We start from the raw sequence: 19,462 nt of genomic DNA, 5'->3' as shown, positions 1-19,462 counted from the left end.
GCCCGGCGGGTTTACGCCATAAAAAATGGGTTTTATTACGGTTAAAGAATTAAATGTTTTGGGAATAAACTCACAACTGCCTTAAGTTTATTCATTGTCTTAATCAGCCTTGTTTTTTCGTCAGTTGTCAGTTCATTAAAATTCAAGTGATGACGCTCTTTACTGATATCTGCCAAATAAAAAATTGCAGCCAGCACGCGCATATTTTCGTGATAATCACGATCTATCTTGTCCCGCATATCATCAATAAAACGGCACATATCCTTTTCACTGTCCGACTGAAAGAATTTCCCCCTTAGCGCGGCGATGTGGTTAAGCCCGTCCGTTCTGGTGCTGATGCTCAGCGGAACGGCGCGAGCGGCTTCGGTGTTAGCCACGACGGATAACCCGCTTCGTCCAGGCGGCGGAAAACTCCGGCTGGCGCGTCATTCCTTCGCTGTACCATTGGTTGCTGTGAGTCTTAATGAACTGGTACAACGGGTAATCGAGGTAATAAAGCGCATCGGCCAGACTTTCCAGCGAGGATAAAACGCTGATCTTGCAATAGCCGTTATCACTGCCATGCTCGCGCACTTCCGCAGGCTGAAGCAGAAAGCTATTGGCCGCGTCATCGGCCGCTTGCAGCCATATTCCCGGATTGTGATTGATAGTTTCCATAATCATCACCGTTACGCGGAAAGGTTAATTAACCGCGCAAACCAGCGGCGGCGTGTTGCAGGCGGCATATAAGGTTTTTGGCGCCCAGGGAAAAAATAAACCTGGCTTGGTTTTGGCTGAATGCGGCGACCGCTCGGCAACTCCAGCCAGCCTTTATTTTCTGGCTGCGGCGCTGGTGATTGAGATATTAATAAACGCGCGATGCTAATCATTTTTAACTCCGCATAATTTATCTATGGTTTTACATGCTTCTGCCAGCGCAAAATCCAACCCGAAATAATCGCATTCGCGTGTAATTTGATAACGCTGACGGTTATATGGTTTTTTACGTGGCAACTTTAAAATAGTGAAACCACGATATAGCGACGTTTTGCTATTTAGCTGAACCAGATTCACGACGCCTCTCTTATTTATTACAGCCCCAGCCACAATAACCATGCGTCGCGCTGTTCTTTCGGGCGATTCATGAAGGCGTCACGCATAGCGCGATTGAATTCTGGGATATACACCCAATTTTCACCACGGCGCGGGTTTGGGTTTTCCGGGTTAATCCACGGAATCAGCGGCAGCTTTCCGTTATCAACCATGCCCTTTACTGCCGCTTCCGATTTCCCGATCATTTCTGCAAACTTCTGATACGGAACTGCGTCAACCGGGTGGCGAATCTCATAAACACCGTCTGCCATTGCTGGACTCCTTTTTTTCAATTATTGGAATGTGTGCCGGGGTTTTTAGCCACGCCCGGCGCGTGGCTTGTGCTATCTTTTTTCTGTCCGTTTGTTCTGGTGGGAACTATGGACAAACAACTACTCACGTAAGGAATCGGTTATGAATCATGAAGAAAAAGTTCTTTTCCTGTTTGCTCAAACCTGTACGCTTCTAAGTGGTCAGTTATCCAAGGGTGGTAAAGATACATCAAATTAACCACTGCACTTAACTGATGGTCAGTAAATTCCTTGCCCGAATTGCTGGCCTCTTTTTTCATGAACCCCAATGTATTTACAGCCAACGCTACGAGGTCGGCAGGTTCGGCCTTGACTAAAGCGCCCTCATTCTCTTTGCTCATCCGTTCACCCCTTCACCGTGTCGTGATACTCTCATTCGATCACCAATCGCTTAGGCTTGCTTTCTGTTGCTTGCTTGTGCGGTTGGTTTTTCGTGCCTCAAAAGGTTCCTACAAACAGACCTTTTGCAGGAATATAGTCTTTAACTTGGAACTTTGTCAAATGAATATGGGACAAAAAATCAGGGCGATTAGGAAGGCTGAAGGCCTTACACAAGCAAAATTCTGTGAAATCAGCGGGATGGCGCTAAGCACTTTAAAGAATTATGAGGGCGGGCACGCCGAACCCGGCATTCAATCGGTAATGCTTCTTACAAGATGTAAGCAGTTTGAAAAATACACCCTATGGCTGATGACGGATAAGACAGCGCCAGCGGCTGGGCAGATAGCACCGGCCCTCGCACACATTGGGCCAGACTCAACGCAATCCAACCACTCAGACAAACAGACTGGTTAACGCTCTATAAACATTACATTTTCACTATCTGTTATCAGGATTGTGAACTGACCGCCGGAGGGCTTTCTTATGGCAATTAAGAAGCTCGATGATGGTCAATATGAAGTGGACATACGCCCGATCGGACGCAAAGGAAAACGCATCCGGCGGAAGTTTGAGAAGAAAACGGAAGCGGTAGCTTTTGAACGCTATACGTTATCCAGAACGGATAAAAAAGAGTGGCAGCACGGCTATGGCGTTGAGCGTCGCCAGCTCAGTGAACTGGTCGAATTATGGTGGCTTTATCACGGCCAGACGTTGAAAAACGGCATGATTGAAAAGCGACACCTGAAACGTACAACTGAACAGATGGGCGACCCGGAGATCTGCCGGATAAATAAACGCGCGATACTGGAATTCCGCACGCTGCGGTTGACTGGCGGCACCAACCCGTCAACCATTAACCGCGATATGTACCGGCTTTCCGGCATGTTTTCGGCGTTGATTAAGCTGGAAGTCTATGCGGGTGATAATCCGCTAAAAGGCTTGCCGCCGCTAACTGAAAAACCGGCATCGGTCACATTCCTGGCGGAAGCGGAGATCGCGCGGCTGCTGGCAGTGCTGGAAGGCGACGCGTACAGGTTGGCGGTGTTATGCCTGAGCACCGGGGCAAGATGGGGAGAGGCCAGCGCGTTACGCGCAGGTCAGATAGTGAATCACCGGGTGACGTTTACGGAAACAAAGAACGGCAAAAATAGAACCATCCCCATTTCGGAAGAGGTGGAACGGACTATTAAAACCCGCGAAACCGGCAGGCTGTTTAAGGTTGACTATCCGGCGTTCTGTGAGCAAATCAGGGCGGTAAAGCCGGATATACCGAAAGGCCAGGCATCGCACATTTTGCGGCATACGTTTGCCAGCCACTTTGTGATGAACGGGGGAAGTCTGGTCGCGCTACAGCAGATTTTGGGTCATGCCAGCATCCAGCAGACCATGACTTACGCGCACCTGGCGCCGGACTATCTGGAAAATGCTATTACGCTCAACCCATTACGGGGAAAAATAGCCGTTTGAAAGTGTCCACATGTTGACCACATTTGCCCAAAATGGCCCGTTTTTGACCACTTTATAACCGTTTACAGTTGCTTGTGATTGCTTAATAGGTGGTTGTTTTAAAACGGTTTACCCGGAAAATCGCCAAAAAAAAGCCCTCCATCATGGAGGGCAAAAGACAGGGATGGTGTCTATGGCAAGGAAAATGGTATCTATTACTCGAACTACACTACTCACTGCTAGGGGTTACTACTCGTTCACGCCCGGTGGTTGACTTGGCGTCTGGTTAAACAGGGATATCTGCTGCTGCATCTCTTTCATGCGCTGTTGGTGTTTCTGGTCTAAAATTTCTTTCTGCTCGCTGGTCAGCAGGTTATACATCTGGTTGCGCACCCGGGTCATCTGGACCTGACGCTCAATCTGTACCTGCGTCATCCTGGTTAGCTGAGCGCGAACCGCGGCTTCATCAAATCGGTTGGCGATAACCAGCTTATGCATGGTTTCAATATCTTCGGTGTTAAACGCCGGAGCGTCCTGACGGCCCTGATGCATCAAATCGCGCATCTGCTGGCGTTGCTGAACGCTTAACTTCACACCGTCAAACATCCCCTGCTGATCGGGAATTCGTTTGATGGCCGAGTCATCCTGACAGCCATTCACAGACGTCCCCTCGACACCCGCTGCAAATGCGGTGAAAGAACTCAGCATCAGCAGTGAAGCAAGAGATAACGTTGTGGCGTGTTGCATCAATAACTCCCCGGTCGGCGTGCTGTTCTGTGAATCAATGAGCATCAGTCTAATCGTCTTGCTGCAAACATGCGTCAGAGGATGTAAAACTACGTAAAGTCATGGAATAGCGCTAATCTATGACGTATTTTGCCCCTGGAGGTAGATAAAACATGAATAAGATCCTGTTGGTTGATGACGATAGAGAGCTAACCTCTTTATTAAAAGAATTGCTCGAAATGGAAGGTTTTAACGTCGTTGTCGCCTATGACGGCGAACAGGCGTTAAACGTATTGGATAGCACGGTCGATCTGCTATTGCTGGATGTGATGATGCCGAAGAAAAACGGTATCGATACCTTAAAAGAGTTGCGCCAGCAGCATCAGACCCCGGTGATCATGTTAACCGCCCGCGGCAGCGAGCTGGACCGGGTACTGGGTCTGGAATTAGGCGCGGATGATTATCTGCCGAAACCCTTTAACGACCGCGAACTGGTGGCCCGTATCCGCGCCATTTTGCGGCGTTCCAACTGGACGGATCAGCAACAGTCCGGCGAATCCAGCGCCCCCACGGTGGAGGTTGACGGTCTGCGGCTCAATCCGGGCCGGCAGGAAGCCAGCTTTGATGAAACCGTGCTGGATCTGACCGGTACCGAATTTACGCTGCTGTATCTGCTGGCGCAGCGGCTGGGTCAGGTTGTCTCGCGTGAGCACCTGAGTCAGGAGGTGCTGGGCAAACGGCTTACGCCGTTTGACCGCGCCATCGATATGCATATCTCCAATCTGCGGCGTAAATTACCGCAGCGTAAAGATGGGTTGCCGTGGTTTAAAACCTTGCGCGGCCGAGGTTACCTGATGGTGTCTGCTGCATGATTAATAGCCTGACCGCGCGCATTTTCGCGATTTTCTGGCTGACGCTGGCGCTGGTGCTGATGTTGGTGCTGATGGTGCCGAAGCTTGATTCCCGCCAGCTCACCGCATTGCTGGAAAGCGAGCAGCGGCAAGGCATCATGCTGGAGCAGCATATCGAGGCCGATCTGGCCAACACCCCGGCCAACGATTTGCGCTGGTGGGTGAGGCTATTCTGGGTGATTGAGAAATGGGCGCCGCCGGGGCAGCGGCTGTTATTGGTGACCAGCGAAGGGCGGGTGCTCGGCGCGCAGAAAAGCGAAACGCAAATTGTGCGTAACTTTATCGGCCTGTCCAACAACGCCGATCATCCGCAAAAAAAGAAATATGGCCGCGTGGAGCTGCTGGGGCCGTTTTCCATCCGCGATGGCGAGGATAACTACCAGCTTTACCTGATCCGCCCGGCGAGCAGTTTGCAATCGGATTTTATCAACCTGTTGTTTGACCGCCCGTTGCTGCTGTTGATCTTTACCATGCTGATCAGCGCGCCCTTGTTGTTATGGCTTGCCTGGAGCCTGGCCAAGCCGGCGCGTAAACTGAAATACGCGGCGGACGAAGTCGCGCGGGGCAGCCTGCGTCAACATCCCGAGCTGGAGTCCGGACCGCAGGAGTTTCTGGCGACGGGGGTCAGTTTTAACCAGATGGTCAGTGCGCTGGATCGTATGGTCACCGCCCAGCAACGCCTGCTGTCGGATATTTCACACGAACTGCGCACTCCGCTTACCCGTCTGCAACTAGCCACCGCATTGCTGCGTAGGCGTCAGGGGGAGGGTCATGAACTCGCTCGCATCGAAACCGAGACCCAGCGGCTGGACGGCATGATTAATGACCTGCTGGTGCTGTCGCGCAATCAGCATAAGAACGAACTCACCCGCGAATTTATCCGCGCCGACGAACTGTGGGGCGACGTACTGGATGACGCCCGTTTTGAAGCGGAGCAAATGGGTAAAACGCTGGAGGTGACCTATCCGCCCGGGCCGTGGACGCTGTATGGCAATCCTTCCGCACTCGACAGCGCGCTGGAAAATATTGTCCGCAATGCGCTGCGTTATTCTCACCAGCATATCGCCGTGGCGTTTTCCGTCGATAACCAGGGTATTACCATCAAAGTGGACGATGACGGCCCCGGCGTCAGCCCGGAAGATCGCGAGCAGATCTTCCGTCCGTTTTATCGCACCGATGAAGCCCGCGATCGGGAGTCGGGCGGTACCGGGTTAGGTCTGGCCATCGTGGAAACGGCGATCTCGCAGCATAAAGGCTGGGTGAAAGCGGAAGATAGCCCGCTGGGCGGCCTGCGGCTGGTTATCTGGCTGCCGCTGGACCAGCGCTAGCATGCCGGGCTGTCGGCGCCGCAGCCGGGGGAATAGGAATCGATTTTGACGTCCCAGGCCGTTAGGCGCGGCCGCCGAAGCCGTTCTGCCGCCAGGCTTCATAGCTGATGATGGCGACGGCGTTGGACAGGTTAAGGCTGCGGCTCTCCGGCTGCATGGGGATGCGGATACGGAAGTCCGCGGCAAAGCCGTTGCGGATATCATCCGGCAGGCCGGCGGTTTCCGAACCGAACAGCAGCACGTCGCCCGGTTGGTAGGCCGGCCGATCGTAAGCTCGGCTGCCTCTGGTGGTACAGGCGAAAATGCGCCGTCCGGCGACCGCCGCCAGAAAATCCTGATAATTTTTATGGCGACTGACGCTGGCCAAATCGTGATAATCCAGCCCCGCCCGACGCAGCTTCTTCTCTTCAAAATCAAAGCCCAGCGGTTCAATCAGGTGCAGCGTGCAGCCGTTATTGGCGGCCAGACGGATGATATTGCCGGTATTGGGCGCGATTTGTGGTTCATAGAGCGCAATATGAAACATGGGATAACTTCAATGCCAGGAAAAATTCCGCCGCAGTATATAACATTCCCGGCGGGTGACCCAAAGCCTGACGGGCACATAATACAGATAACTCTGCGCGACGTTTCCGCTCGCAGCGCTTACACTGTTATTAACGGAACTGGAAATGTATGCGGTTTCGAGTAGATATACGGTTTGGCACATTCCGTGCCGTGGAGGACCCGAATGAAACACGCAATAACGTCGACGGCATTATTATTCGCCTTGTTTTCACTGCCGCTGGTTACCCGGGCCGACGCCGTGAAGGCGCCATCGGTGCAACAGCAGCAGTATGAAAATGGCATCAATAGCCAGAAGCAGTTGCAACAGCGTATGCAGCAGAATCAACAATTGCACAAACAACAGCTGAATCAACAACTACAGCAGCGCAATACCCAGCTACAGCAACAGCAAAAACAGCAATTACAGCAGGATAAGCAACGCGGCACCCAGCAAAGGATGTTGCCGCGGCAGACGCCGTAAAGCCCCCGATCGCGCCGCTATAATCGTACGCCCATCAGGGTCAGGATCAGCGGGGTGGTCAGTGCGGCGAGCGCCGTCGACAGCAGCAAGCTCGACGCCACCGGAGCGCCCAGCACGTTGAACTGGCGCGACATCAGATAGACGTTCACCCCCACTGACATTGAGCCCAGCAATACCACCGCCCGCGTCTCCGTTTCCGGCAGGTTGAGCGCGACCGCGATGCCCCAAATTACCAGCGGCTGAACCAGCAGTTTGATGGCGCAAATGGCGCTGCTGATTTGCCAGCCGTCGCGGATCTGGTATTCCGCCAGCCCCATTCCCAGGGCGATCAGCGATAGCGGCATCGCAATCTGCCCCAGCATACTCAGCGGCTGGTCGACGTAAAACGGCAGCGACAGACCTGTCAGGCTGAACGCCGTCCCGGAAATAATGCCGATAATCAACGGGTTTTTCAGCACTCCCAGCGCGGTTTTGGTAAACCCTTGCAGCGACAGCGCTCCGTTGCGCGCCCACTCCACCGATATCGTCACCAACGTCCAGAGAATCAGACCGTTAAACACCACCACCAGCGCCACGGAAGGGAGCGCCTCTTCACCCAACATCAGCGTGGCGATGGGCAGACCGAGCATGACATTGTTGGAAAAGATGCCGCTCAGCGAAAAAATGGACCCGGAAACGCCGTCCAGATGAAAAACCCGGCGCGCCACAATGCGGCCCAGTATAAAGACGATCAGGCAACTGCCGAAAAAAGCGATCAGCAGCCGGGCGTCGACCGCGGGACGTTGGGAAAAATCGCTCATCAGGCGGAATAACATGGCCGGCATCGCCACCGAGAAGACAAAGCGACTCATGCCGTCGGTAATGGCGGTCGGCCATTTTCCATAACGGATCAGGCCGTAACCCAGCGCGATCAAAACAAACAGCGGTAAAGAGAGAGAAATCTGGTGCCAGAGCGAACTGATAAATGCGGGCATGGAGCCACTTCCTTAGTAACCGGCACCAATTGCTGAAGGATGAGCATGACCAGATTTCAGCCGGCAGCAAAATCTGAGCCGATTAAATCTATCCGGTCGGTACAGATGCAGTCAACGCCCCAGTCAAGCAAAGTTTGCGCCCGTTGTGGCTGGTTCACGGTATACGCCAGAATCCGCAGTCCGGCGGCCTGCAATAACGTCACCCGTTCCGCCGTCAGCAGTTGATGGTTAAGGTGGATGGACAGGCATGCCAAACGCCGCGTCAGGGCTTGCCAGTCGTCGTCCCATTCATCCAGTAGCAGTCCGCGCGGCAACTCCGGCGCCGCCTGTTGCGCCGCTTCCAGCGCCTGAACCGAGAATGAGGACAGCAGCGGCGCCAGCGGATGGTCGGCCCACAGCCGGCGCGCGGCAAGGGCGATAAGGTGTCCGGTTTCCTGCTCGTGGCCGGTGGTTGGCTTGATCTCGATATTGGCCGCCATGCCATACTGCTTACAGCGTTTGGCGACTTCCGATAATAGCGGCAGCCGTTCGCCGGCAAACCGTTTACCGAACCAGCTTCCCGCATCCAGGCCGACCAGCTTGTCCCAGGTCAGATTGCCGGCGATGCCCCAGCCGTTGCTGGTGCGTTCAAGCCGGTCGTCATGCAGCAAAAAGATTTGATAGTCCTGCGACAGCTTGGCGTCAAACTCAATCATTTTGTGTCCGAGATCGGCACCCGCGTCGATCGCCGCCAGCGTGTTTTCCGGCGCCAGCGATCCGCCGCCGCGGTGGGCGACAATCGCCGGATAAGGCCAGGTATTTACCATTATTCCATCCGTAATCCGCTTTGCGAATCAAACCAATGCCATGATGATTCCGGCAGATGCAGCCAGAGTGTCGAATCTAGCGCCGGGCAATGTTCGTAGGAGAGGCGAACAATCACCTTTTGCGCCCCCCATTGTCCGTGCGCCAGATTATCCGCGCCCAGCAGTTCCAGCGTCGATATTTGCAACGGTATGCCGCCGGTTTCGCTCGTAGTCAACTGAATATGCTCCGGCCTTACCCCCAGCGTCAACTCGCGTCCGCGCCATTGCGGTTTCGCCGCCGGTAGCGGCAAGGCCACGCCGTCGCTCAGCTCGAACCGCGCGCCATCGTCGCTTATCCTGCCCGGCCACAGGTTCATGGCGGGCGAGCCGATAAAAGCGGCGACAAACAGCGATGCCGGACGGCGATAAATCTCCGCCGGCGCGCCAATCTGTTCGGCCACGCCTTTATTCATTACTATCACTCGCTGCGCCAGCGTCATCGCCTCAACCTGATCGTGGGTGACGTAGAGGCTGGTGGTTTTCAGACGGCGGTGTAACTGCTGTAGCTCCAGCCGCATCTGTACCCTCAGCTTGGCGTCCAGGTTTGACAGTGGTTCATCAAAGAGAAAGACCGCAGGTTCGCGCACGATGGCCCGCCCCATCGCCACTCGCTGACGCTGCCCGCCGGACAGCTCCCGCGGTTTGCGCTGCAATAGCGGCAGCAGCTCCAGAATCCGCGCCGCTTCTTCCACCTGCTGGCGAATCTGTGCTTTGCCGAAACCGCGGATTTTCAGCCCGTAGGCCATATTGTCATACACGCTCATATGGGGATAAAGCGCATAGTTCTGAAACACCATCGCAATGCCGCGATCTTTGGGCTCCAGATCGGTGACCCGCTGATTATCGATATAAATATCGCCGCTGGTGGTCCGTTCCAGCCCGGCGACCATGCGCAGCAGGGTGGATTTGCCGCAGCCGGACGGCCCGACCATCACCACAAACTCGCCGTCGGCGACGTCGAGATCGATGGGGCGGATCACCTGGTTTTTGCCGTCGTAGGATTTGGTGACGGCCTGAAATTTTAAACATGCCATAAAAAACGTCCCGTGTGTTTTTCAACGCCGCTTGCGACGGCGGGCCAGCCGCTATTTTTCACTGTCGACCAGACCGCGCACGAACCAGCGCTGCATCAACAGCACCACCAGCAGGGGCGGCAGCATGGTCAGCAGCATCGCCGCCATCACCTGATTCCACTGCGTCGCCCCGTCGCCGGAGGCGATCATGCTTTTGATCCCGGCCACCGCGGTGCCGAGATTGGCATCGGTGATAATCAGCAGCGGCCACAGATACTGGTTCCAGCCGTAGATAAAGGTGATGACGAACAGCGCCGCCAGATTGGTTTTCGACAGCGGCAGCACGATATCGAAAAAGAAGCGCAGCGGACCGGCGCCGTCGATGCGCGCCGCCTCCAGCAGCTCATCCGGCAGCGTCATAAAAAACTGCCGGAACAAAAACGTCGCCGTGGCCGACGCCATCAGCGGCAGCGTCAGCCCGGCGTAGCTGTCCATCATCTCCAGCCGGGCGATCACCTCCACCGTAGGGAAGATTCGCACTTCCACCGGCAGCATCAGCGTCAAAAAAATCATCCAGAAAAACAGGCCGCGCAGCGGAAAGCGAAAATAGACGATGGCGTAGGCGGACAACATCGATACCGTGATTTTGCCCAGGGTAATCGCCAGCGCCATCACAAAGCTGTTCAGCAACATCAGCCAGAAGGGCGTGACGCTGTTGCCGGCGCCGTGCAGCCAGATATGGCGCAGATTTTCCCACAGGTGCGCGCCGGGGATCAGCGTCATCGGCGCTTGAAACACTTGCTGATTGTCCAGCGTGGCGGCGACGAACCCGACGTACAGCGGGAACAGCACCGCGGCGATCCCGACGATCAGCATCAGGTGGCTGAAGATATCCAGTCCGCGTCGGTTCTCAATCATTGGTAGTTCACCCTCCGTTCGACAAAGCGGAACTGAATCACCGTCAACCCGATAACCAGCAGCATCAGCACCACCGACTGGGCGGCGGAGCTGGAGAGATCCAGACCGGCAAAGCCTTCGCGGTAAATTTTGTAGATAAGCGTAGTGGTGGACTGCACCGGGCCGCCGGCGGTGGCGGCGTCGATGATGGGGAAGGTATCGAAGAACGCGTACACCAGATTGATGACCAGCAGGAAAAAGCTTACCGGGGAGATCAGCGGCAGCACCAGATTGAAGAAGCGGCGTACCGGGCCGGCGCCGTCAATCGCCGCCGCTTCGATCAGCGAGCGGGGGATGGACTGCAACGCCGCCAGAAAAAACAGGAAATTATAGCTGATCTGTTTCCATACCGACGCCAGCACCACCAGAAACATCGCCTGGCCGCTGTTTTGCGCGTGATTCCATGAGTACCCCAGCAGGCCGAGAAAATGGGTAATCAGCCCCAGACCGGGGTTGAACAGAAACATCCACAGCACCGCCGCCACCGCCGGCGCGACGGCGTAGGGCAGAATAATCAGCGTCTGATACAGGCGGCTGGCGCGGATAACATAGTCCACCAGCGCCGCCAGAAACAGGGAAATCAGCAGGCCGAATCCCGCCACCAGAAAACTGAAGATCAGCGTGGTGTAAAAGGAGTCGAGATAGTAGGGGTTATCCAGCAGCTGCCTGAAATTTTCCATACCGACGAATTCGCTGGACAGCCCGAACGGATCGAGACTTTGCACCGAATACCACAGCGCCTGACCGGCCGGCCAGAGGAAAAAAATCGCGGTAATCAGTAGCTGAGGCAGCACCAGCATATAGGGCAGCCAGCTACGGCTGAAAACGGGACGGGATGATGTCATGCGTGAACTCATTAATTCTTGCACCAGGGGACGGGCCGCTTCCCTGCGGCCCGATACAACGAGGTTACTTCGTTGACTGCTCGAAGCGACGCAGCAAGGCGTTGCCGCGCGCAACGGCGCTGTCCAGCGCCTGCTGCGGGGTTTTCTTACCCGTCCACACGCTTTCCAGCTCTTCGTCCACCACGGTACGGATCTGCGGCATATTGCCCAGGCGCAGTCCTTTGGTGAACGGCAGCGGCGGCTTGTTCAGCATCTGGCGCGTGGCGATATCCGCGCCCGGATTCTTCTCGTAGAAGCCCTGCTTTTGCGTCAGTTCATATGCGGCTTGGGTGATGGGCAGATAACCGGTTTTCTGATGCCACTCGGCGGCGTTTTCCGGCTGCGCCAGGAACTGCATAAATTCGGCGACGCCTTTATAGGTGGCGGCGTCTTTGCCGTTCAGCACCCACAGGCTGGCTCCGCCGATGATGGCGTTCTGCGGCGCGCCCTGCACGTCGGCGTCATACGGCATCATACCCACGCCGTAGTCGAATTTGGCGTGCCGGCGGATATCCGCCAGCGAACCGGACGAGGCGGTGGTGATGGCGCAGTCGCCGTTGTAGAACTTCTCGGTCGGCTCATCCTTGCGCCCGAAATAGGTGAAATTCCCTTGCTTATTCATATCCTGCAAGCGCTGAATATGTTTGACCTGCGTCGGCTGGTTGAATTCCAGCACCGCGTCGCTGCCGTCGAAGCCGTTGTTTTTGCTGGCCACCGGCAGGCCGTGCCAGGCGCTGAAGTTTTCAATCTGAATCCAGCCCTGCCAGCCGCTGGCATAGCCGCATTTCATGCCTGATGAACGCAGTTTGGCGGTGTACTCGGTCAGTTGCTGCCAGGTTTTCGGCGGCTGTTCCGGGTCTAAACCGGCTTTTTTGAAGGCGTCTTTGTTGTAGTACAGCACCGGCGTGGAGCTGTTAAAGGGTTGCGATAACAGCTGACCGCTTTTGGCGTCGGTGTAATAACCGGAAACGGTGGGGACGAAAACCGACTCATCAAAATGGATGCCGGCGTCTTTAAACACTTCATACACCGGTTTGATGGCTTTGCTGGCCATCATGGTGGCGGTGCCCACTTCATAAACCTGCAAGATCGCCGGGGCGTTGCCGGCGCGATAGGCGGCGATGCCGGCGGCCAGATTCTGTTCGTAGTTGCCTTTATAGACCGGGACGATTTTTACGTCGCTGCGGGACTGGTTAAAACGGTTCGCCAGTGAGTTGACCTCTTTCCCCAGCTCGCCCTCCATTGAGTGCCAGAAAGGAATTTCGGTGGCAGCCTGGGCAGTGGCGCTGCAAACCAACGCCAATGCCACGCACGCGGCCGCTTTACGGATGTTAGGGTTAAACATGCCTGTCTCCTGCAATAGCCCAATGTTTTTTTATGCGCAGGTAACATGACATGCGCGTATGACAGAAAAATAACCGGGATATGACGGCAAGGTGACAGGCGGAATCAACGCGTGATTTCCGCCTGAAGGCGATTCTTCCGTTCTCTACTCGTCAGTCCGGAAATATTACCCTTCAGGTAAATATAGTTGTTTCGTTTATTTCGAATGTTTCTTTTTTCGTTTATTTCGATTACTCTCATCGTTAATAACCAAAAGGGTGACGATGATGACAACGATACTAACCAATTTGAACCTTCCCGACTCCCGTGAAAGTGAGCTGGCACAGCATGGACGGCAGGTACTTGCGGCGTACCTTTCAACCAAACTGGAAACGCAGCGCATCGCTATTATCGGTGATGATGAGCAGACGCATACCCTTGAACTGCCTACTTCCGCGCTGGCTGTACTGATGGATATTCTAGGCGAACTGGCTATCGGGAATACGGTGCAGGTGGTGCCCGTTCAGGCTGAACTCACCACGCAGGAGGCCGCCAATATACTGAATGTTTCGCGACCGCATATGGTAAAACTTCTGGAAGAAGGGAAACTGCCTTTCCATAAAACCGGGCGTCATCGCAGAATCCTGTTCGTCGACTTGATGGAATATAAGAAAAAGCGTGAACATGAAAGTATGGATGCGATGCAAGCGCTGACCGATCAGGCGCAGGATTTAGGGATATAGACGCGCCGCAATTACGGGAAAACGCGGTGCTCATCTTGCCGCATCTCTGCATCTGACATATGCTTAGGCATATGCCTATCTTATCGGGAGGTTAAAGTGGAACGCGTAGCTAAACTATTTAAGAATGGAAGAAACCAGGCGGTCAGATTACCTGTTGAGTTCGAATTCGATACCGATCGGGTTTACATACGCCGTGACGAAGAGGGAAATGTCATATTGTCAAAAAAGCCCGCTAAACCAGACACATGGGAAAATGTCCTGCAACTGATAAAAAAGGCCCAAGTGTCTGATACTTTTCTCACTGAGGAAGAACGTCAACAAGACCTTACAGACAGAGATCCTTTTGCTGGAGTGAAATAGTCATGTTCATGCTGGACACTAACATGGTGAGTCATTTTTTCCGGCAACAACCTCATGTCATGGCAAAGATGGTGGTTGTAAATCCTGCCCAAATCAGCATTTCCTGCATTACAGAAGCGGAATTACTCTATGGTGTCGCAAAGCGGCAAAGTAAGACATTAAAAGCTGCCGTATTAGCATTTCTGGATGCTGTGACGATTTACGATTGGGACAGCGATGCCGCTGCGTGCTATGGCAAACTGAGGGCTACCATGGAGAAGAAAGGGAAAGCCATGGGTACGCTCGATCAGTTAATTGCTGCCCATGCGCTGAGTAAAAGAACTACTCTTGTCACCAATGATCATGCTTTCTCTATGGTTCCGGGTTTAACTATCGAGGATTGGACACAGTAACTGTTTTTTCCATAGAATTACATCGAACGACCCGGTTATTCTCACTGAACTTACAATATTCTTCCCCAAAATTTAGGGCGCTATCCCGCCACCAACACCTCAACACCCATTTTCCCCAGCGCATCTTTCGCCGCTGTCGGCAGGCCGTCGTCGGTAATAACGCTGTCTAAAACCGTTAGCGGGGTGGCCAGATAGGTGGCGATGCGGCCGTATTTTGAGGTGTCGCAGAGCAGAATACGTTTGCTGCTGGCTTCCACCACCGCGCGTTTGACCGCCACTTTGTCTTCATTTGGCGTGGACAGGCCGCGCAGGCTCCACGATGAGGCGGAGATAAAGGCGATATCGATAAACAGGTTACGCAGCGCCTGCGCGGTGGCTTCGCCGACGCAGGAGCGGTTTTCCCGGCACAGCGTACCGCCGGTGTGGATCATGCGGCACTGGCTGGACTCGATAAGAAAGGCGGCGATGACAAAATCGTTGGTCACGATCAGTAAATCATCCCGGTCGGCCAGGTGGCGCGCCAGCGACAGCGTGGTGGTGCCCGCGTCCAGATAGATGCAGCTGTTGGGCGGGATCTGCCGGGCCGCCAGCAGGCCGATCGCCTCTTTCTGCTGGCTGAACATAACGGATTTATCCTGATGCGACGGCTCAATCGCCAGCCGTTCGGGCGAGCGCACGCCGCCGGAGACGCTCAGCAACAGGCCGTCCTGCTCCAGCTTTTGCACATCCCGCCGCACGGTCATATGCGACACCCTGAGCCGCTCGGTCAGTTCCGTGATGCTCACCACGCCGCGTTCGGCGATCAGCGCCAGAATCCGTTGATGACGTTCTACTGGAATCATCCCTGCTCCTATCCTGATTTGATAAATATTGTGATAACCGGTGGGTTTAAGGACGATTATTATCATAAATTCACGCCGTAAACCACGCTGCGTTTAACGCTCCGGCATTACCCCTCGCGGGAGAAAAGCATAACATCATGATTTAACATATTAATAATGAAATTCTTTTTTGCGCGGACGAACGGTAGCAGGGATTTTATCAGCTTTATGTTAATTTATGTGATAACAATCACCGTCAACGACCATCGAAGGGGTTACATTTAACACCATAGAACAAATAATCACTAAAATTAACAAGGTGACCGTTATGAAAGAAACCGCAGAGTATGCCGTAGCCGTTATCGGTCTCGGCTCCATGGGCTTCGGCGCCGCCACGTCCTGTATCAACGCCGGGCTGACCACCTATGGCGTCGATATCAACCCGCAGGCGCTGGAGCGCTTACGCCAGGCCGGCGCCGCCCGGGCCGACGAGAGCGTTGACGCCTTTGCCGACCGGCTGGATGCGGTGCTGCTGCTGGTGGTCAACGCCGCACAGGTAAACGCTATTCTGTTTGGCGAACCCGACGTCGCCGCCAAACTGCGGCCCGGCACCGCGGTGATGGTGTCCTCGACCATCTCCGCGCAGGATGCCAAAGATATTGCCCGGCGTCTGGCGCAGCATCAGCTGATCATGCTGGATGCCCCGGTATCCGGCGGCGCGGTCAAAGCCGCCGCGGGCGAGATGACGGTGATGGCGGCCGGTTCCGCTGCGGCGTTCGACAAGCTGCGGCCGGTTTTGAACGCCGTCGCCGGCAAGGTTTACCGTATCGGCGAGGAGATTGGCCTGGGCGCGACGGTCAAAATTATCCACCAGCTGCTGGCGGGCGTGCATATCGCCGCCGGGGCGGAGGCGATGGCGCTGGCCGCCCGCGCCGGTATACCGCTGGACGTGATGTATGACGTGGTCACCAACGCCGCCGGGAACTCGTGGATGTTTGAAAACCGCATGCGCCATGTGGTGGACGGCGACTATACGCCGCAATCCGCCGTCGATATCTTCGTCAAGGATCTGGGGCTGGTGACCGATACGGCCAAAGCGCTGCGCTTCCCGCTGCCGCTGGCGTCAACCGCCTTCAATATGTTTACCTTCGCCAGCAATGCCGGGTTCGGCAAGCAGGATGACAGCGCGGTAATCAAAATTTTCAGCGGCATTACCCTGCCGGAAAAACGGGAGCAAAAATGATAGCTCTGGGTGTTATTGCGGACGATTTTACCGGCGCCACCGACATTGCCAGCTTTCTGGTCGAAAACGGCCTGCCCACGGTTCAGTTGAACGGCGTGCCGCCGTCGGATTTTCAGGTCGACGCCCAGGCGGTGGTGATTAGCCTCAAGTCCCGCTCCTGCCCGGCGGAGCAGGCGGTAGCGGCATCGCTGAACGCGTTGTCCTGGCTACGTCGGCAGGGTTGCCGCCAGTTTTATTTCAAGTATTGCTCGACGTTCGACAGCACGGCCAAAGGCAATATCGGCCCGGTTACCGACGCGCTGCTGGAGGCGCTGGGCGAAACGCAAACCGTGATTTCGCCGGCGTTGCCGGTGAACGGCCGGACGGTGTATCAGGGCCATCTGTTTGTGATGGATCGGCTACTGTCCGAGTCCGGCATGCGCCATCATCCGGTGACGCCGATGACGGACAGCAATCTGCCGCGGGTGATGGAACGGCAGGCCGCCGGTCGCTGCGGGCTGGTTCCCTATCAGGTGATGGAGCAGGGCGCGGCGGCGGTGAAACGGCAGCTTGAGCAGTTAAAGCGGCAAGGCGTGCGCTACGTGGTGCTGGATACCCTGAACCAGCAGCATCTGCTGACGCAGGGCGAGGCGCTGCGCGATATGACGCTGGTTACCGGCGGCTCCGGCCTGGCTATCGGCCTTGCCCGCCAGTGGGCGCCGTCGACGCCGCAAACCGCGGCGGCCACCGCCGCCGGGATGCCGCAGCCCGGCCCCGGCGTGGTGTTGTCCGGCTCCTGTTCGGACATGACCAATAAGCAGGTCGCCCGTTACCGCGAGCAGGCGGCCAGCCGCGCCATCGACGTCGCGCGCTGCCTGCAAGGGGATGAGGCGCGGCGGGCTTATGCCCGCGAGCTCGCCGCATGGGTGGACGAACACCGCGCGGAGGCGCTCGCGCCGCTGCTGTACGCCACGGCCCCCGCGGACGATCTCGCCCGGATCCAGCAGCGCTGGGGGGCGGAGGCCAGCAGCCAGGCGGTGGAAAGCCTGTTCGCCGACGTCGCCCGCCAGCTGCGGCAGGACGGTTTTCAGCGCTTTATCATCGCCGGCGGCGAAACGTCCAGCATTGTGGTGCAAACGTTGGGCATCCATGCTTTCCATATCGGCCCGTCGATTTCGCCCGGCGTGCCCTGGATCAGATCCACCAATCATCCGCTGTCGCTGGCGTTGAAATCCGGCAATTTCGGCGATGAAGACTTTTTTGCCCGCGCGCAAAGGGAGTTCGCAGTATGAGTGAGCATGGCCGTAGGGATGAACAACAGGCGCGCGACGAGATGGTCCGACTGGGGGCCTCTTTCTTTCAACGCGGCTACGCCACCGGTTCGGCGGGCAATCTCTCGCTGCTGCTGGACGACGGCACGCTGCTGGCGACGCCGACGGGCTCTTGCCTGGGAGAGCTTGCGGCCGACCGCCTATCCAAAGTCGGCCTCGACGGCGAATGGATTTCCGGCGACAAGCCGTCGAAGGAAATCAGCTTTCATCTCGCCATCTACCGCAATAACCCGCAATGCCGGGCGATCGTTCACCTGCACAGCGCCTATCTGACGGCGCTTTCCTGTCTGGAGGGGCTGGACCCGCAGGACGCCGTCAAACCGTTCACGCCCTACGTGGTGATGCGGGTCGGCCGGGTGCCGGTCGTACCCTATTACCGTCCGGGCGATGCGCGGCTCGGCGAGGATTTGGCCAAGCTGGCCCCGCACTATCGGGCGTTTCTGTTGGCCAACCACGGTCCGGTGGTCACCGGTAAGGATTTACGGGCGGCGGCGGACAATATGGAAGAGCTGGAAGAAACCGCCAAGCTGATCTTTATTCTCGGCGACCGGCGTATTCGTTATCTCACTGCTGAAGAAATTGCTGAATTACGGAGTTAATCATGCCTAAATTTGCTGCCAATCTTTCCATGCTGTTTACCGAGGTGCCGTTTCTCGATCGTTTCAAAGCCGCGGCCGATGCCGGCTTTGAGGCGGTGGAATACCTGTTTCCCTATGAGTATCCGGCGCCGCTGCTGGCGGAAAAGCTGCGGGAAAACGGCCTGAAACAGGTGTTGTTCAATACCGCGCCCGGCAACGTCGCGGCGGGAGAGTGGGGCGTCGCCGCGCTGCCCGATCGCATCGACGATGCGCGCCGGGATATCGACAGCGCGCTGGAGTACGCGCTGGCGCTGAACTGCCCGTCGGTACTGGTGATGGCGGGAGTGGTGCCGGCCGGCGCCGATGGCGATGCCTATCGGCAAACCTTTATCGATAATCTGCGTTACGCCGCCGATAAATTTGCGCCCCACGGCGTCAATATCATGATTGAGGCGTTAAGCGCGAAGGTGAAAGAGAATTATCTGTTCGCCAGCCAGTATCAGGCGCTGGAATTGGTAAAGCTGATCGGCCGGCCGAATGTGTATATTCAGCTGGATTTTTTCCACGCGCAAATTGTGGATGGCAACCTGACGCAAATTATTCACGATCTTGACGGCCGCGTCGGGCATATTCAAATCGCCTCGGTTCCGGCAAGGCACGAACCGGACGAAGGGGAAGTTAATTATTCTTTTCTGTTTGACGAGTTGGACCGCGTGAATTATTCCGGCTGGATTGGGTGTGAGTATCATCCGCGGGATAAAACCGCGGCGGGGCTGGGGTGGGCGCAGACCTGGCTCAGGGAGGGAAAATAATATCAC

The 19,462-nt window shown here is 55.9% G+C and carries 27 protein-coding genes; 12 read left to right on the top strand and 15 right to left on the bottom strand.

Annotated elements, in window-relative coordinates:
- Positions 1-41: 41 nt before the first annotated feature.
- The 6 genes from EH206_RS21745 to EH206_RS21720 form a co-directional block, all read right to left on the bottom strand.
- Positions 42-377 (bottom strand): DUF5347 domain-containing protein, encoded by a 336-nt coding sequence (locus EH206_RS21745; RefSeq protein WP_009114915.1) that lies wholly within the window; start codon positions 375-377, stop codon positions 42-44.
- A complete protein-coding gene (locus EH206_RS21740; protein WP_040343515.1) occupies positions 370-657 on the bottom strand; it encodes a hypothetical protein in 288 nt (95 codons plus the stop codon). Before EH206_RS21740 ends, EH206_RS21745 begins: the two co-directional genes overlap by 8 nt.
- A gap of 11 nt (positions 658-668) precedes the next feature.
- Positions 669-869 carry a phage filamentation protein Fil family protein gene (locus EH206_RS21735; RefSeq protein WP_009114913.1) on the bottom strand — a complete coding sequence of 67 codons (201 nt, stop codon included), beginning with the start codon at positions 867-869 and terminating at the stop codon, positions 669-671.
- Positions 862-1,095: a DUF4761 domain-containing protein gene (locus tag EH206_RS23565; RefSeq protein WP_071778499.1), complete on the bottom strand. Its 234-nt coding sequence runs from the start codon at positions 1,093-1,095 to the stop codon at positions 862-864. The genes EH206_RS21735 and EH206_RS23565 overlap by 8 nt, the downstream gene beginning before the upstream one ends.
- Positions 1,071-1,343 (bottom strand): Cox family DNA-binding protein, encoded by a 273-nt coding sequence (locus tag EH206_RS21725; RefSeq protein ID WP_009114912.1) that lies wholly within the window; start codon positions 1,341-1,343, stop codon positions 1,071-1,073. The genes EH206_RS23565 and EH206_RS21725 overlap by 25 nt, the downstream gene beginning before the upstream one ends.
- 140 nt (positions 1,344-1,483) lie before the next feature.
- Entirely contained in the window at positions 1,484-1,723 is a 240-nt protein-coding gene (locus EH206_RS21720) for a hypothetical protein (RefSeq protein WP_040343511.1), read from the bottom strand.
- A 160-nt stretch (positions 1,724-1,883) separates the two neighbouring features.
- Here EH206_RS21720 and EH206_RS21715 point away from each other — a divergent pair, with 160 nt between their 5' ends.
- Positions 1,884-2,177 carry a helix-turn-helix domain-containing protein gene (locus tag EH206_RS21715; RefSeq protein ID WP_040343509.1) on the top strand — a complete coding sequence of 98 codons (294 nt, stop codon included), beginning with the start codon at positions 1,884-1,886 and terminating at the stop codon, positions 2,175-2,177.
- Positions 2,178-2,246: 69 nt separating this feature from the next.
- Complete coding sequence (locus EH206_RS21710) at positions 2,247-3,230, top strand: phage integrase (protein ID WP_009114910.1); 984 nt, start codon at positions 2,247-2,249, stop codon at positions 3,228-3,230.
- Positions 3,231-3,458: 228 nt separating this feature from the next.
- Here EH206_RS21710 and cpxP read toward each other — a convergent pair whose 3' ends face one another.
- Positions 3,459-3,956: a cell-envelope stress modulator CpxP gene (cpxP, locus tag EH206_RS21705; protein WP_009114909.1), complete on the bottom strand. Its 498-nt coding sequence runs from the start codon at positions 3,954-3,956 to the stop codon at positions 3,459-3,461.
- Positions 3,957-4,108: 152 nt separating this feature from the next.
- On the opposite strand from cpxP, the gene cpxR reads away from it, so the two are divergent.
- The gene (gene cpxR, locus EH206_RS21700) at positions 4,109-4,807 is read left to right on the top strand and encodes an envelope stress response regulator transcription factor CpxR (protein WP_009114908.1); all 699 of its coding nucleotides are present in this window, start codon (positions 4,109-4,111) and stop codon (positions 4,805-4,807) included.
- Complete coding sequence (gene cpxA, locus EH206_RS21695) at positions 4,804-6,174, top strand: envelope stress sensor histidine kinase CpxA (RefSeq protein WP_009114907.1); 1,371 nt, start codon at positions 4,804-4,806, stop codon at positions 6,172-6,174. Before cpxR ends, cpxA begins: the two co-directional genes overlap by 4 nt.
- A gap of 61 nt (positions 6,175-6,235) precedes the next feature.
- Here cpxA and EH206_RS21690 read toward each other — a convergent pair whose 3' ends face one another.
- The gene (locus tag EH206_RS21690; RefSeq protein ID WP_009114906.1) at positions 6,236-6,700 is read right to left on the bottom strand and encodes a tRNA (cytidine(34)-2'-O)-methyltransferase; all 465 of its coding nucleotides are present in this window, start codon (positions 6,698-6,700) and stop codon (positions 6,236-6,238) included.
- A 204-nt stretch (positions 6,701-6,904) separates the two neighbouring features.
- Between EH206_RS21690 and EH206_RS21685 the strand changes: the two genes are divergently transcribed.
- A complete protein-coding gene (locus tag EH206_RS21685) occupies positions 6,905-7,201 on the top strand; it encodes a hypothetical protein (protein WP_009114905.1) in 297 nt (98 codons plus the stop codon).
- Between the two features lie 17 nt (positions 7,202-7,218).
- Here the strand turns inward: EH206_RS21685 and EH206_RS21680 are convergent, their stop codons facing one another.
- From EH206_RS21680 to ugpB, 6 genes are all read right to left on the bottom strand, one after another.
- Positions 7,219-8,175, bottom strand: a complete 957-nt coding sequence (locus tag EH206_RS21680; protein WP_009114904.1) for an AEC family transporter — start codon at positions 8,173-8,175, stop codon at positions 7,219-7,221.
- 56 nt (positions 8,176-8,231) lie between these two features.
- The gene (ugpQ, locus tag EH206_RS21675) at positions 8,232-8,981 is read right to left on the bottom strand and encodes a glycerophosphodiester phosphodiesterase (protein ID WP_009114903.1); all 750 of its coding nucleotides are present in this window, start codon (positions 8,979-8,981) and stop codon (positions 8,232-8,234) included.
- Positions 8,981-10,054: a sn-glycerol-3-phosphate import ATP-binding protein UgpC gene (locus tag EH206_RS21670; RefSeq protein ID WP_009114902.1), complete on the bottom strand. Its 1,074-nt coding sequence runs from the start codon at positions 10,052-10,054 to the stop codon at positions 8,981-8,983. Before EH206_RS21670 ends, ugpQ begins: the two co-directional genes overlap by 1 nt.
- 51 nt (positions 10,055-10,105) lie before the next feature.
- The gene (ugpE, locus tag EH206_RS21665; RefSeq protein WP_009114901.1) at positions 10,106-10,951 is read right to left on the bottom strand and encodes a sn-glycerol-3-phosphate ABC transporter permease UgpE; all 846 of its coding nucleotides are present in this window, start codon (positions 10,949-10,951) and stop codon (positions 10,106-10,108) included.
- A complete protein-coding gene (ugpA, locus tag EH206_RS21660; RefSeq protein ID WP_009114900.1) occupies positions 10,948-11,835 on the bottom strand; it encodes a sn-glycerol-3-phosphate ABC transporter permease UgpA in 888 nt (295 codons plus the stop codon). Before ugpA ends, ugpE begins: the two co-directional genes overlap by 4 nt.
- Before the next feature lie 64 nt (positions 11,836-11,899).
- Positions 11,900-13,219, bottom strand: a complete 1,320-nt coding sequence (gene ugpB / locus EH206_RS21655) for a sn-glycerol-3-phosphate ABC transporter substrate-binding protein UgpB (protein ID WP_009114899.1) — start codon at positions 13,217-13,219, stop codon at positions 11,900-11,902.
- Between the two features lie 262 nt (positions 13,220-13,481).
- Here ugpB and EH206_RS21650 point away from each other — a divergent pair, with 262 nt between their 5' ends.
- The 3 genes from EH206_RS21650 to EH206_RS21640 all read left to right on the top strand — a co-directional run bounded on the left by EH206_RS21650 (position 13,482) and on the right by EH206_RS21640 (position 14,692).
- Entirely contained in the window at positions 13,482-13,940 is a 459-nt protein-coding gene (locus EH206_RS21650; RefSeq protein ID WP_009114898.1) for a helix-turn-helix domain-containing protein, read from the top strand.
- A gap of 96 nt (positions 13,941-14,036) precedes the next feature.
- Entirely contained in the window at positions 14,037-14,300 is a 264-nt protein-coding gene (locus tag EH206_RS21645) for an antitoxin (RefSeq protein ID WP_009114897.1), read from the top strand.
- A 2-nt stretch (positions 14,301-14,302) separates the two neighbouring features.
- Entirely contained in the window at positions 14,303-14,692 is a 390-nt protein-coding gene (locus EH206_RS21640; RefSeq protein WP_009114896.1) for a type II toxin-antitoxin system VapC family toxin, read from the top strand.
- An 80-nt stretch (positions 14,693-14,772) separates the two neighbouring features.
- On the opposite strand, the gene ygbI is transcribed toward EH206_RS21640, so the two are convergent.
- A complete protein-coding gene (gene ygbI / locus EH206_RS21635) occupies positions 14,773-15,534 on the bottom strand; it encodes a DNA-binding transcriptional repressor YgbI (RefSeq protein WP_009114895.1) in 762 nt (253 codons plus the stop codon).
- A gap of 307 nt (positions 15,535-15,841) precedes the next feature.
- Here ygbI and ltnD point away from each other — a divergent pair, with 307 nt between their 5' ends.
- Genes ltnD through otnI form a run of 4 tightly spaced genes read left to right on the top strand, consistent with a single transcriptional unit; the run spans position 15,842 to position 19,456 of the window.
- Positions 15,842-16,756, top strand: coding sequence for an L-threonate dehydrogenase (gene ltnD, locus EH206_RS21630; protein WP_009114894.1), 915 nt, complete (start codon positions 15,842-15,844; stop codon positions 16,754-16,756).
- Entirely contained in the window at positions 16,753-18,027 is a 1,275-nt protein-coding gene (gene otnK, locus EH206_RS21625; protein WP_009114893.1) for a 3-oxo-tetronate kinase, read from the top strand. The genes ltnD and otnK overlap by 4 nt, the downstream gene beginning before the upstream one ends.
- Positions 18,024-18,665, top strand: coding sequence for a 3-oxo-tetronate 4-phosphate decarboxylase (gene otnC, locus EH206_RS21620; protein WP_009114892.1), 642 nt, complete (start codon positions 18,024-18,026; stop codon positions 18,663-18,665). The genes otnK and otnC overlap by 4 nt, the downstream gene beginning before the upstream one ends.
- 2 nt (positions 18,666-18,667) lie before the next feature.
- Positions 18,668-19,456 carry a 2-oxo-tetronate isomerase gene (gene otnI, locus EH206_RS21615; RefSeq protein WP_009114891.1) on the top strand — a complete coding sequence of 263 codons (789 nt, stop codon included), beginning with the start codon at positions 18,668-18,670 and terminating at the stop codon, positions 19,454-19,456.
- Positions 19,457-19,462 lie beyond the last annotated feature (6 nt).

The sequence above is a fragment of the Brenneria nigrifluens DSM 30175 = ATCC 13028 genome, assembly GCF_005484965.1.
Lineage (GTDB): Bacteria > Pseudomonadota > Gammaproteobacteria > Enterobacterales > Enterobacteriaceae > Brenneria > Brenneria nigrifluens.
This window is presented reverse-complemented; position numbering and strand designations above follow the sequence as displayed.